This is a genomic window from Pseudoalteromonas sp. MMG013, assembly GCF_018100885.1.
GTDB classification, from domain to species: Bacteria; Pseudomonadota; Gammaproteobacteria; order Enterobacterales; family Alteromonadaceae; genus Pseudoalteromonas; species Pseudoalteromonas aurantia.
The window spans coordinates 60,434-72,983 of sequence record NZ_JAGJEE010000010.1; the positions used below are offsets into that span (position 1 = coordinate 60,434).

Genomic DNA, 12,550 nt, shown 5'->3' on the forward strand with positions numbered 1-12,550 from the left:
ATGCTTCCTGTGATCGCTCTTGTAGGGCGACCTAATGTGGGTAAATCCACGCTATTTAACCGTTTAACACGTACTCGTGACGCGTTGGTTGCGGATTTCCCAGGTCTAACACGTGACCGTAAATATGGCCAAGCCAGTTACGATGGATATGAATTTATCGTTGTGGATACCGGTGGTATTGATGGTTCTGAAGAAGGCATTGAAACGGAAATGGCTGAGCAATCGCTGTTGGCGATTGAAGAGGCGGATATTGTTCTGTTTTTAGTGGATGCTCGAGCAGGAATGAACGCTGCAGATCAGGCTATTGCACAGCACTTGCGTAAACAGCAAAAGAAATGTTTTCTTGTTGCGAACAAAACGGATGGGATTGATGCCGATTCAAATTGTGCAGAGTTTTACCAGCTAGCGATCGGCGAAGTGTATCAGATTGCTGCTGCGCATGGCCGTGGTATTACCCAGTTGTTAGATCTCACTTTACAGCCTGTGATTGCAGAGCTAGCGGCTGAAGAAGATGAACTAGCGCAAGATGATGCTGACTTGGCTGATTTATATCTCGAAGGTGATGAAGGGGCGCATGAAGATGGTAAAACTGGTTTTGAAGACAAGCCTGTAAAGCTTGCCATTATTGGTCGTCCTAATGTAGGTAAATCCACGTTAACCAACCGCATTTTAGGTGAAGAACGGGTTATTGTTTATGATATGCCCGGTACGACCCGAGATTCAGTTTATATTCCAATGACGCGTAATGAACGCGAGTATGTTTTGATTGACACCGCTGGTGTTCGAAAACGTAAGAAAGTCAGCGATGTTGTGGAGAAGTTCTCAGTCATCAAAACATTGAAGGCCATTGAAGATGCGAACGTGGTGTTGATTGTTGTGGATGCACGTGAAGGTATCTCAGATCAAGACTTAAGCTTGTTAGGTTTTGCGTTAAACGCAGGACGTTCACTGGTGATCGCGGTCAACAAATGGGATGGCCTAGATGATTACGTAAAAGAGCGAATTAAGACTGAGCTTGACCGTCGTCTCGGGTTTATTGATTTTGCCCGCTTGCATTTCATTTCGGCACTGCATGGCACAGGTGTTGGTCATTTATTTGAATCGGTAGATGAAGCGTATGCGTCTGCAACTAAGCGTATTAGTACAGCAATGCTTCGTCGTATAATGGATATGGCACAGGCCGATCACCAACCGCCACTGGTGCGTGGTCGTCGCGTGAAACTCAAGTATGCCCATGCAGGGGGTTATAACCCTCCAAGAATCGTGATTCACGGTAATCAAGTCCACGATTTGCCAGATAGTTACAAGCGTTACTTGATGAACTATTATCGAAAAGCTTTGAATATCATGGGCACACCGATAAAAATTGAATTTAGAGAAGGGGACAACCCATTCTCAGGACGCACAAATAAGATGACGCTGTCGCAAAAGCGTAAGCTCAGAGCATTTACTAAAGAAAACCGTAATAAGTCATAATGATTTGATTACCCATGAAATGGCGCCATTGAGCGCCATTTTTGTTGATGGTGTATTTATTTTAAGTGAACGATGCAGATACGCTTAAGGTTTTCTCAGCCTCAATGATTTAATGTAACAGATATATGCCCCCACACCAGCGATTGGCAGCGTTAATAGTGCAGCCCAACCTGCGGTGTAACTTACGGCGAGTATCATGCCAATATCATAATTAAAAATCCTACAGTCCGTCGGTAGTGCTTCTTTCACCGTACATTGTAGTAACGCTACTGTGAGCTCTGCACTCATTACAATGAGCAAGGGGAACATGGCCAGTATTGCAAGGTATCTCGCCAGTCTTTGCAGTTTTATTTTACATAGCATTTTGTATTTCCTTATATTTCACGATTCCAATTTGACGTTCGATGTTATTGAGTGTCTAATCCCAGCTATTCTCCGGTTAATTATATGCCGTAATAAGTATTTATATAGCCACTTTTTCACGCCAGATAGATTATGATGTTGTTGATAAAAATCATCTGGATTATCAAAGTGGCCAAGAGATGCAATAATGCTCTTATGCTGAATATAAGTATTTTGTCCGTTAAATTGATTGTTGGGGTTTTGCAAGGAGGGCGTTGCAATTGCGTAGCCTATAAAGCTGCCAAGATGCGTTTTAAAACGCGATTGAATTGCATTTAAATAATCCTGATCGATAATGTAACCTTCTAACTCTAGCCATCTATCGTCTAGATATACTTCAACCCAACTGTGAATAATTTGCGCAGGTGCTAACGTTAAAATCCAATTAGGAATAACACCTTGTTTTAAATTATTACTAATGGTGAAGCCTTGTAATCGACAGGGAATACCCACCGCTCTTAATAGTGCCATCAGTAAGGTTCCTTTGGTATTACATTGGCCATAGCCTTGATATAAAACTGTGGATGCACTTAAACAATCCTCGCTGCTGTAGGCAAATTTTATGTCATTCATAACAAAGTCATAGATAGACTTTAAAGCTTGAGTTTGATTTATTACCAACCAATTTTTGTTGGTAATAAGAGTTTGGATTTGAATGTGTTGATAATTTAAAAGCTTAGTATTTGATAAGTAATTGTGCATAGTATCCTCTCTTTTTTAGAAAGGCACTATGACTGAATACGCGCAATAAAAATTGAATAAACTGGCTATAGAGGCGAAGGACGCATTTAATTGAACGACACATAGTGTGCTAAAAGTGCTTTTTAACTTTATACAGAGAATAACTTCTCTCTGTATAAAGCATATAGATTATTAAGATGAATGCGGTGTTTCACAGTCAGGTGAAAACCAGAAATCATCAGAGGCAGATACCCACTCATCACTGCAATTACCAAGTTGCTCACCTTCTACATCAGCACATGCGTCGTGATTTAAGCAATCTTGACTGTATTGCCCATCACCAAACATTGGGCAACCCGCACCACAGCGACCAGCACAAAACCCGTGACCACCAACAATGTAGGACTTTGTTTTCACAGAACCATTATCAAGGTCCCAAACAGCGGTTTTTCTGTTTCCCATTGCATAACAAATATCTGTCCACCCCTGGATGTGTGGACCCGTAGATGCACTCAGCGTTTGTTGGATTGGCTGATCAATTGGGTAGGTTGCTAAAAATTCGAAAAACTTCAATAAAGCCGTATTAGACTCATTATCGAACGTAGATTGAAAGCCCTTAATTTTTTCAGCATGCAGTTGTGCACTATGAAGCATATTTTTGATATCAGATTGCAGTTCTTTGGTAACAACAAGCTCCGATTTTTGCTTAGTAAAGCCGTTAATTACAACTTGTTTATTAACATTATCAAGCGCCAGGAGAAATACATTATCTTTATATTCAATGGTTGCATTAAAGACATCAGCCGCAGAGCCAGATGCCTTAAAGTTAATACGGTTATTTTTCCCGACTTTACTTGTGGAATATGCCTGATCCGAGAATGAACCTTGAATACCTGACTTTTGTGCTTCAATCGTGAAGTCATTCGTGTTGGCGAAGGTGCTCATTGAAAATAATGACAGAGCAAGTATGAGTGCTTTCTTCATAAATTAATCCTTTTAAATGGTTGAAAGGGACAGAGTCCAAATTTACTACCCACAAGACCTTGTGGCCCATTATGTTGATTAAAATTTAACAGAAAGTCAATTAATTGATTGATTTTTGAACTTGATTTTATTTTTATACAGTATTTTGCAAGTTACTGTTGAGTGTTTTTTCTGGAAAGAAGTTTTTGTAAAGTAATACCAAATTGCTTTTTGAAAGTGCGGCTTAGATGAGCACTGTCTGAAAACCCCGCAATATATGCAGCTTGAGTCGCGCTTCCACCTTTACTAATAACCTTAATAGCACAGATTAGTCGTCGCCATAGTAAATATGGACGCCAAGGTAGTTGCATATTTTGTTTGAATAAGTGCAAAAATCGACTCTCTGATAAATTTAACTGTGTAGCAATATCTTTTGCAAGCCAATGTTCTGGTTTAATGCAGCTGGTTGTGAAGCATTGATCTAACTGGACTAAAAGTGATTGGATCCGCACATCTAAATGACGATTGTTTTGCACGTATTTTAAATGGCAAAGCGCCAGTAAGTCTTTTAAATCACTGTGTATTGTGGGCATTGTTTGTAGTGGACATTGAATTAAGGCGTTTTGCGCCAATCGTGTATCAATACATTGACCTAAAGCACTGCTGGGTTCGATAAGAATGACCCAGCCTGATTGCATCGAGAGTTGATGTGAGACATGAGACTTGAGTATGAATGCAGTGCTGTTACAGCGATAGGTAGTGAGTTGATCTAATTGAATAGTCAAGCTCATGTGACTCATAGGGAGTGTAACTTGTTGCAAGGCATGCTGATGTGAGGTGGTATCTAATACTTGCGTATGGACCGCCAAAATACCGGGTTCGATGAAAAGTATAGGCATGTAATTAAACTAACAAAAAACCGAAGCAATTGCTTCGGTTTTTTTACGCGCTGAGGTTACTACGCAAAGGCATCTTGTAGTGGCGGTACTACCTGCTTTTTACGACTTAATACGCCATCAAGCCAAACTCGACTGTGTTCTGGTTTAACCCCGTAGGCTGTTTCAATAATGCCTTCATCATCAGATGAAATAAGCATTTGTGAGCCTTCCTTCATAATATCTGTCAGGAGTAATAATACAGAGTGGCGTCCACCTTCTTCTTTCAGTTTAGCGATATCAGCTTCTAAGTCAGTTTTGATGTCGTCAAATACAGAAAGGTCAATGACTTCTAATTGGCCAATACCAACAAGTTTTCCATTCATGTTGAAATCTTTAAAGTCTCGCATTACTAGATCACGAGCTGGTGTACCTTCAACGGCAGATTTCACCTTGAACATATCCATACCTAGTTCTTTAACATCTGCAACATGAGCAATTTCAGCAAGCGCTTCAACACACTTTATATCAGCTGTAGTACAAGTCGGCGATTTAAAAATAACAGTATCACTTAATATTGCACATAACATTAAGCCAGCGATATCTTTTGGGATCTCGATATTATAGAAGTCATACATCATTTTAATGATGGTATTACTGCAGCCAACAGGGCGGATCCAGCACTCTAGCGGTGTAGAGGTGGTTAAATCACCTAATTTGTGATGATCCACAACGCCAACAATTGTTGCCTCGTCTATATCATCAGGGGCTTGTGTTTTTTCAGTATGATCAACGATGTATACTTCTTCACCTGCATAGCTAAGCTTCAGCTCAGGTGCTTCAAAGCCAAAACGATCAAGAATAAATTGTGTTTCAGGAGAAATATCACCTAAACGTGTAGGTACGGCTGCTTCACCAATTTGGTTCTTTAAATACGCAAGTGCAATTGCACCACAAATAGAATCTGAATCTGGGATCTTATGACCCACTACATACATTGCCATGGACGGAGCTCCTTAAATTTTGGCCGATATTCTATCAAACTCTGTTGGTAATAAAATAGCCTTGTATCGTTAAATTAGACATAAGTGCTACTCCGAGCATGAGATTTTAAATATCTCAGGTGCTATGAAAGTGAATAAGGCGTATTTGTTCGATGGTATTTTTATTTTTTGTTGATATTATTTAACCTTTTATTAACAAGGGAATGTAATGGCATTCATTAAATATGGTTTTTTATACAGTATATTTTCACTATTCACGTGTGTTTTATACGCTGGAGAGACTGAGCTAGTTTCTTATCAATCGTTTGACCACCATGGCGATCATGCTTATTTACTTACGCTGCCAAGTGAAGCCAATTTTAAGCAGCAGCAGTTTTTAGAGGTTGAATTAGGTTGTGCAGTGCAAGGGTGCAGTGATTGGGATTACACAGTGCGTTTCGAATGGTTAAAAGACGGGCATCGATATGAATTCGGTCGTTTAATTACCCCTTATGCGGGCTATATGCAAAGGGGAATGCATGGTTTTAACCGTAGCTGGAGGCGAAAGTATGTCTTTGATATTTCACATTTGGCGCCGGTACTCAAAGGAGAGGGAACTTTGAATGTGCATTATGGAGGCTGGGGCGTCAAAAAGTCAGCATTTGGCTTTAGAGCAAAATTGATAACGCGAGGTACTGTTGCAAGGCGAGTAAATAAAGTTGTACCAGTGTATTATTCAGCGTCAGCTGGGTGGCCTTATAAATCGGCGAATGAATTTTCGTCGTTTTTACCTGCAACAGAAGTGACTTTTTCTGCTGATGACATCAAAGCTCAATTGAAGGTCATTGTTTCCGCACATGGTCACGCGCTTTCTTTTGATAATCCAGCGCAAGAGGCGGAGTTATGTGGCGAGTGGTGCGAGCGTTATTTTGAGCTATTACAAAATGAGCGTTTGTTAGCACGTACACCGCTTTGGCGTACCGATTGCGATCAAAGTGCAACATTCCCTCAAGGTGGCACCTATATTTATGCCCGAGCAAATTGGTGCCCAGGAGAAGTGGTTGAGCCATTTAGTTATGAGCTTGATACACGCCGCGCCCAGTCTATGTTAGATATCGATTGGCAGACTTATACTTGGCAGCCATCACAATATGGGTCTGATGCACCGAGGTATATTGTGAGTGCTGTATTGGTGACGTATGGACCTGTCAGGCTGAATACAGATTTGGCTATTGAGCAGATTTTAGCACCAAATAATGACATAGATAGCCGAACAAATACACGTTGTGGCGAGGTAAGCATTGCGGTGGTAAATCAAGGGCAAACGGATATTACAGATATTGATTTTTGGTATGGAGTCACCAAGCAGCAGCATTATTTATGGCATGGAGAGTTAAATCCAGGCGAACGCCAAATCCTTACCTTACCAGCTCGTTATTGGGGAGAATTCACATCGTCCAATGCACGCTTAACAGTACAGGCGATCACGGCACAAGATGAAAATAGTCGTAATGATTTTGCTGTGAGTAACTTTGATTTACCTCAGGCTTTTAGTAATCGGGCAAAATTGTATTTAACGACCGGTAAGTTTGCAGACGAAACCAGCGTAAGCATCAAAGACCGAGATCATCATCTTGTTAAACAATGGCATCAGTTTAACGCCTCGTCTGAGCATATATTAGAGTTGGATTTGCCAGTAGGCTGTTACAATCTAGAAGTGAATGATAAAGCGCAAGATGGTTTAGCATTTCCATTTTTAAATCAGCGTAAAGGGCAAGGAAGTATCGCTATTCATGATCCGTCACTCGTTGACGGGGTCGTAGAGGTGGAAGCTTTACAAGCTGATTTTGGCAGAAAATTGTCTGTCCCTTTTACCGTTGGCTATCGATTAGGTGAGTGTGCCGCGCCGCAATGGCAACCAAATAGAGCTTATTCAGTCATTGCTGAGAAAGTGGGTTTTCAAGGAATTATTTATGAAGTAAAACATTGGAGCTATAACTTCCAACCAGATAAGGCTGGCCCTTATGATGCTTGGCAGGCATACAGTTATTGTGATGGCAGTGAGCTAATAAATTGAAAGAATTGATATTAGTATAGTTGGGTTTGTGTGTGTAGCTAAATGTAGCTACACTGCGAGCAATATTTATGAAGGAAACTGCTATGGGCTTAAGTCGTAAAGCGTGGAATAACGTTGTGATTTTCTCGATGCTTTTGATGATTTTTTTTCTCAATGGCGTACACCATAAATTGGCTCCAGAGAGTCAGGTTTCCGGGCCAAAAGCCTTGTTGCCAGCGCAAAGCTTTGTCCTGACGTTAGCGTTTCCTGGTTATAAAATTGAGCGTATAGGAACGTCGTGGCGTATAGATGGACCTTGGCAAGCAAAGCCAGAGAAAATGCAGTCTTTGGTAAACTTATGGTTATCATTGCAGCTAGAAGTTGTCGACATAACGTTAAGTGCAGATAAAGCCATAACAGTTGCTCGGTTTTGGCTAGCTGGGCAAGAATTACCGTTAAGTTATCAACTATATTTGGATAATGAGCAGTACTACTTATTTGATAAACAGCAGCACCTCTGGTTATCGGTGCCGATGGAATTAGTACCGCAATTATTTTTACCTTTAGAAATTGGCAAGTCTGAAAACACGGGATTTGCGAATTAATCATTACAGAGTATTTTATGCCTGAATTACCAGAAGTAGAAGTGAGCCGTTTAGGCATACACCCACACGTTCAAGATCAAACGGTAACACAAGTACTTATTCATAACCCAAGCCTGCGATGGCCGATACCCGATGATGTAACGACAATTGTTAATTTGAAGATTGAGAATGTACGTCGCAGAGCCAAATATTTGTTATTGGATACGGCGGTCGGTAGCGTCATTTTACATTTAGGTATGTCTGGACATTTACGGATAGTACCTATCGAGGAGCCATTGAAAAAGCATGATCATGTGGAAATTCACTTTGAGAATGGTAAGGCGTTAAGACTAAATGATGCGCGGCGTTTTGGTGCATGCTTATGGCAGGCACTAGGTACCAGCCATACATTGTTTGCAAAGCTCGGACCAGAGCCATTAACGGGGGCGTTTACTGCGCTACATTTATATGAGCGTTCTCGAGGTAAAAAAATACCTATTAAGCAATTTATTATGGATAACCATGTGGTGGTAGGTGTAGGCAATATTTATGCGAATGAATCTTTATTTAAAGCAGGAATACACCCTAAAAAAGAAGCAGGAAAAGTATCGTTAAAGCGTTTTCAAGCATTAACTCCAATCATTAAAGACACACTCTCAGCTGCGATTGAGCAAGGTGGTACGACACTGAAAGACTTTTCACAAACGGATGGAAAACCGGGTTATTTTGCTCAGCAGCTGCTTGTTTATGGACGTAAGGGTGAGCCGTGTTTTACATGTGATACCCAATTACAAGAAATTAGGCTTGGTCAGAGAAGCACCATTTTTTGTCATAAGTGTCAGAAATAATGGTGCATGCGCTGTGTGAGTATTAGATCTAAGGAGTTACCACCTGCTCAGAGGTATTAATCGTTTCAAAAGGTGTATTAAAGCACCAAGCGGATAGAATTTTACTGACTTGTTCAATACGCAGTGCAAAACTTGATTTTAGCGCACGTTCATGAATGGTGTGATCACCATCACCATAAGGGCCAAAGCCATCTAGTGTGGCTGTGCCAGCAGCGGAGACGGTATTGGCATCGGAGACGCCACCACGATGTTCTACAGCGAGTGGGGAGCCTAAAATCTTTGATATTTGTTCGAGTAGATACTGCTGCTCGTCGTTTGGTACCATGACACCACGTTGTAAACCGCCATTGATAGCGATTTCTACGCCCGTAATTTCAACCGCCAAACAAATATTTTCAATGCCTTTGAGTAATCGTTGTTGTTCTGTTTTTGACGTGAACCGCGCTTCGACTAACATGTTGGCTTTCGGTGAAATAGTATTAGCCCCTAATCCACCAGAAATCTTCCCAACGTTGACGGTACTACCGCGCTTTAAGTCGCTGAGACTGGTCATTTCCAGTAATAAGTTGGCTAAAGCAAAGTTGGCATCAATGCCTTCACTATAATGGTTGCCAGCATGTGCCGCTTTGCCTGTTATACAGATATCAAAAGTTGCGATGCCTTTGCGAGCAACCACAACTTCATGATTTTTCCCTGCTGCTTCAAAAACTAAACACGCATCATAATGCGTGGCGAGCTCGGTTGTTAATGCTTTGCTGTCATCACTACCAATCTCTTCGTCGCTGACGAGTAAAAAGTCTATGTTATAAAGGGGGCCACATTGTTGACGCAATTGTCTCAGCGCATTCAAAGCAACAAAGTTTCCGCCTTTCATATCACATACGCCAGGGCCATATACCCACTCGTCATCTTGATGAAACTCATTAAAAGTCCCATCGGGAAATACGGTATCTAAATGACCTAACAGCAAGACTTTTCGACCCGTTTTCTTTGGAGTATGAAATAATAAATGATCACCTATATGCTCCCTTTGGTAACGTGTAAGCGAAAAGCCGAGCGGCCCTAGCAGCTCAATCATTTGTTCCCCATGTAAGTCTACATTTATTTTATTTTTACTATGAGAATTACAATGAATTAGGCTCGCTAATTCATCAAAGTTTATCTGTGTCATTATCAACTCCCTGAATTTCGTTGTGGCAGATCCTCGCGATATCGGGTTGCATTTCAGTGAAGCTTTTATGAACAAATTTTGTCCGTCGGTTTTGGTCAAAAATATGTCATACAGATCCTTTTAAATTAGCGTTCAGTTTAAAAACAATACAGCTTACCAAGGAGAAAAAAGTGACAGCACCACATGTGGGTATTTGGATGTATGAAAATGGTGGGGGATCGGCCATCGAGAGAAAACTAGTTCATGCATTGGCAGAGCGAGGGATCCAAACCAGTACCGGGTTAAATTTACGCGATGCGCGAGCACAAGGTGGTGAAGTGATATGCAATGGTGTCGCCATGGAGCAGCTTGATGTCTTTTTAAGTTATAACGCCGGGCAGCAAACTCAATACCAGTTATATTTATATCAAGTGCTTAGCCAAGCAATTCCGACACTTAATAATTTCAATGCATTTTCACTTGCAGAAGATAAATTCCGCACATCCCACTTGCTGAGTAGTCATGGTATTGCAACCCCAGATTATCGTCTATGTCATAAAAATGATATTGACGGCTTAAAAGGTGCGATTCGAGATTTTGGCGGTAAGTTAGTCTATAAACCAACGGATGGGTGGGGAGGCGTGGGTATTGTTAAAATAGATGGTGAACAAGCGCTTGATATGTTATTGCCCTTTTTGAGTCGAACAGATCTTCGGTACTTTTATGTCGAGCGCTTTATTAATTATGACAATACCGATTATCGGATTGATATTGTCGATGGTAAGTGTGTTGGGTGCTATGGCCGAAAAGCGCCTAAAGATGATTGGAAAACCAATATCACCAGTGGTGGCTCGGTGTTTGTACGTGAACCTGGACAAGAAGTCATAGACTTAGCGATACAAGCTACCCAGTTATTAGGGCTTGAGATTGCGGGTGTAGATCTCATTTATGACCGTGAAAAAGAAGAGTATGTCGTCCTAGAAATCAACACTATCCCAGCATTTGCAACTCCAGAGCAAGAAGCGCTTGGGATTAATTTTAATCAAAACAAGCTCGACGCTATGGTCGACCTCATCGATAAAACAGTACAACGCAAACTCGCACTTCACTCAGCCAAGGTGGCCTAGATAATGACAACACATGCACCTCTACCAAAGATTGGATTACTGTATTTAGATTATGTATTACGCTTTTTTGATAAATCAAACTTTAAAGGCTGGCCGGATAAAATAGAGCAAGTAACTTATCATTGGGGAGATGATAAAGCGCGCTTTATTAATGAAGTTAAAAAGAAAAAAATAGATGTACTTATTGGTAATATTCCAGCTACCGCTTATGAAGCATTTCGAGATATTGCCAGAGCACTCCCTAATGTCCGCTTTTTACCGTCGCTTGACAGTCAGTTCTCAAATAAATCAAAAGAAAATGTGACCCACTTCTGTCGTAAATATGATTTGCCAACCCCACATACCGAAATTTTTTATATACCAGAAAAAGCGCAAGCATTTTTAGCGAAAGCAACTTATCCAAAAATCATTAAGCGCTCATATGGGCCTTCTAACTATGGTGGGTATTTCGTACATAAAGTGGATAGTGAAGCACAGGCCCAGCAGCTTTTGAGTGAAAAAAAGTATTACCCTGTGTATGTACAAGATTTTGTGCCGATGGAAGCGGATATTCGAGTGATGCTTATTGGCCATAAACCTGTGTGTGCATTTTGGCGCAGACCCCCCGAAGGTGAATGGTTAACTAATACCAGTCAAGGGGGTAGCATGGATTATCAAGGCGTACCGGATGCCGTATTAGAGTTGGCTATTCGCACTTCAAAATCGGCGAATGCGGAATATTGGGCATGTGATATTGCTCTAGGTAAAGATGGTAAGTTGCGTATCTTAGAATGTGCCACTGCTTTTGCTGCATTTCCGTATATTCGAGACTGGATTGGGCAATATCTCATGTGGTTACTTGGAGATGGCCGGTTTAGCAAGCCAAATATACCCATTTATAATTGGGAGGAGCTTGGGAAAATTGATACGCGATTATTACGAACCATGCGCCATATAGGCTTTTCTCGTTATACACCCAGCCAAGACAGTGGAGAAGTATTCAATGGTTTAGATGAACAAAACTATCCTATTTTAGATACTCGTTACTTGAGCAAAGAAGAGTGGCCGAGTGAAGTTTGGAATCTGCAGGATAATTTTGTGCTGACGTCATCAGAAATAAGCACTGGTAAACAGCCACAAAGCTTACCTGCCAGTGATGAAGCGGCGAATGATAATAACGTGCATTTACCCGTTTATAGCGAGGAACAAGTTCGTGCCATACTCGCTGAAGTGAAAGGCATTGGTCAAAAAATGATTGATGACATCATGCACACATTTGGCGCACATGGCGTGGTGGATGTACTCAATAGCGATCCGGAACAGTTGTGTGTTGTTAAAAATCTAAAAGACAAAAAGCTGCAGAAAATAGTTTCTCACTGGCAGCAAATAGCCACAGTTCACCCGTGCCATTAAGCACGGGTTTTTT

Annotated in this window: 12 protein-coding genes; 6 read left to right on the forward strand and 6 right to left on the reverse strand. The window is 41.1% G+C overall.

Features of this window, described 5'->3' with window-relative positions:
- Positions 1-1,476 carry a ribosome biogenesis GTPase Der gene (gene der / locus J8L98_RS11360; RefSeq protein WP_192505885.1) on the forward strand — a complete coding sequence of 492 codons (1,476 nt, stop codon included), beginning with the start codon at positions 1-3 and terminating at the stop codon, positions 1,474-1,476.
- Between the two features lie 84 nt (positions 1,477-1,560).
- Here der and J8L98_RS11365 read toward each other — a convergent pair whose 3' ends face one another.
- From J8L98_RS11365 to J8L98_RS11385, 5 genes are all read right to left on the reverse strand, one after another.
- Positions 1,561-1,839, reverse strand: coding sequence for a hypothetical protein (locus J8L98_RS11365; RefSeq protein WP_210996506.1), 279 nt, complete (start codon positions 1,837-1,839; stop codon positions 1,561-1,563).
- Between the two features lie 18 nt (positions 1,840-1,857).
- The gene (locus J8L98_RS11370; RefSeq protein ID WP_210996507.1) at positions 1,858-2,580 is read right to left on the reverse strand and encodes a transglutaminase-like domain-containing protein; all 723 of its coding nucleotides are present in this window, start codon (positions 2,578-2,580) and stop codon (positions 1,858-1,860) included.
- A 171-nt stretch (positions 2,581-2,751) separates the two neighbouring features.
- The gene (locus J8L98_RS11375) at positions 2,752-3,543 is read right to left on the reverse strand and encodes a hypothetical protein (protein ID WP_210996508.1); all 792 of its coding nucleotides are present in this window, start codon (positions 3,541-3,543) and stop codon (positions 2,752-2,754) included.
- Positions 3,544-3,695: 152 nt separating this feature from the next.
- Positions 3,696-4,421, reverse strand: coding sequence for a helix-turn-helix domain-containing protein (locus J8L98_RS11380; RefSeq protein WP_210996509.1), 726 nt, complete (start codon positions 4,419-4,421; stop codon positions 3,696-3,698).
- Between the two features lie 59 nt (positions 4,422-4,480).
- Positions 4,481-5,401: a manganese-dependent inorganic pyrophosphatase gene (locus J8L98_RS11385; RefSeq protein WP_192505880.1), complete on the reverse strand. Its 921-nt coding sequence runs from the start codon at positions 5,399-5,401 to the stop codon at positions 4,481-4,483.
- 208 nt (positions 5,402-5,609) lie between these two features.
- Here J8L98_RS11385 and J8L98_RS11390 point away from each other — a divergent pair, with 208 nt between their 5' ends.
- From J8L98_RS11390 to mutM, 3 genes are all read left to right on the forward strand, one after another.
- Entirely contained in the window at positions 5,610-7,457 is a 1,848-nt protein-coding gene (locus J8L98_RS11390; RefSeq protein WP_210996510.1) for a peptide-N-glycosidase F-related protein, read from the forward strand.
- 68 nt (positions 7,458-7,525) lie between these two features.
- Positions 7,526-8,041 carry a hypothetical protein gene (locus tag J8L98_RS11395; RefSeq protein WP_247682530.1) on the forward strand — a complete coding sequence of 172 codons (516 nt, stop codon included), beginning with the start codon at positions 7,526-7,528 and terminating at the stop codon, positions 8,039-8,041.
- A 17-nt stretch (positions 8,042-8,058) separates the two neighbouring features.
- Positions 8,059-8,868: a bifunctional DNA-formamidopyrimidine glycosylase/DNA-(apurinic or apyrimidinic site) lyase gene (mutM, locus tag J8L98_RS11400; RefSeq protein WP_210996511.1), complete on the forward strand. Its 810-nt coding sequence runs from the start codon at positions 8,059-8,061 to the stop codon at positions 8,866-8,868.
- 28 nt (positions 8,869-8,896) lie between these two features.
- On the opposite strand, the gene J8L98_RS11405 is transcribed toward mutM, so the two are convergent.
- Positions 8,897-10,039 (reverse strand): M20 family metallopeptidase, encoded by a 1,143-nt coding sequence (locus J8L98_RS11405; protein ID WP_210996512.1) that lies wholly within the window; start codon positions 10,037-10,039, stop codon positions 8,897-8,899.
- A 170-nt stretch (positions 10,040-10,209) separates the two neighbouring features.
- Between J8L98_RS11405 and J8L98_RS11410 the strand changes: the two genes are divergently transcribed.
- A complete protein-coding gene (locus J8L98_RS11410; protein WP_210996513.1) occupies positions 10,210-11,145 on the forward strand; it encodes an ATP-grasp domain-containing protein in 936 nt (311 codons plus the stop codon).
- Positions 11,146-11,148: 3 nt separating this feature from the next.
- Positions 11,149-12,537 carry a hypothetical protein gene (locus J8L98_RS11415; protein ID WP_210996514.1) on the forward strand — a complete coding sequence of 463 codons (1,389 nt, stop codon included), beginning with the start codon at positions 11,149-11,151 and terminating at the stop codon, positions 12,535-12,537.
- Positions 12,538-12,550: the final 13 nt, after the last annotated feature.

Bases quoted from the DNA above. Each gene is read 5' to 3' on its own strand.
- der (WP_192505885.1), top strand. From the start codon at position 1: ATGCTTCCTGTGATCGCTCTTGTAGGGCGACCTAATGTGGGTAAATCC.
- J8L98_RS11365 (WP_210996506.1), bottom strand. From the start codon at position 1,839: ATGCTATGTAAAATAAAACTGCAAAGACTGGCGAGATACCTTGCAATA.
- J8L98_RS11370 (WP_210996507.1), bottom strand. From the start codon at position 2,580: ATGCACAATTACTTATCAAATACTAAGCTTTTAAATTATCAACACATT.
- J8L98_RS11375 (WP_210996508.1), bottom strand. From the start codon at position 3,543: ATGAAGAAAGCACTCATACTTGCTCTGTCATTATTTTCAATGAGCACC.
- J8L98_RS11380 (WP_210996509.1), bottom strand. From the start codon at position 4,421: ATGCCTATACTTTTCATCGAACCCGGTATTTTGGCGGTCCATACGCAA.
- J8L98_RS11385 (WP_192505880.1), bottom strand. From the start codon at position 5,401: ATGGCAATGTATGTAGTGGGTCATAAGATCCCAGATTCAGATTCTATT.
- J8L98_RS11390 (WP_210996510.1), top strand. From the start codon at position 5,610: ATGGCATTCATTAAATATGGTTTTTTATACAGTATATTTTCACTATTC.
- J8L98_RS11395 (WP_247682530.1), top strand. From the start codon at position 7,526: ATGAAGGAAACTGCTATGGGCTTAAGTCGTAAAGCGTGGAATAACGTT.
- mutM (WP_210996511.1), top strand. From the start codon at position 8,059: ATGCCTGAATTACCAGAAGTAGAAGTGAGCCGTTTAGGCATACACCCA.
- J8L98_RS11405 (WP_210996512.1), bottom strand. From the start codon at position 10,039: ATGACACAGATAAACTTTGATGAATTAGCGAGCCTAATTCATTGTAAT.
- J8L98_RS11415 (WP_210996514.1), top strand. From the start codon at position 11,149: ATGACAACACATGCACCTCTACCAAAGATTGGATTACTGTATTTAGAT.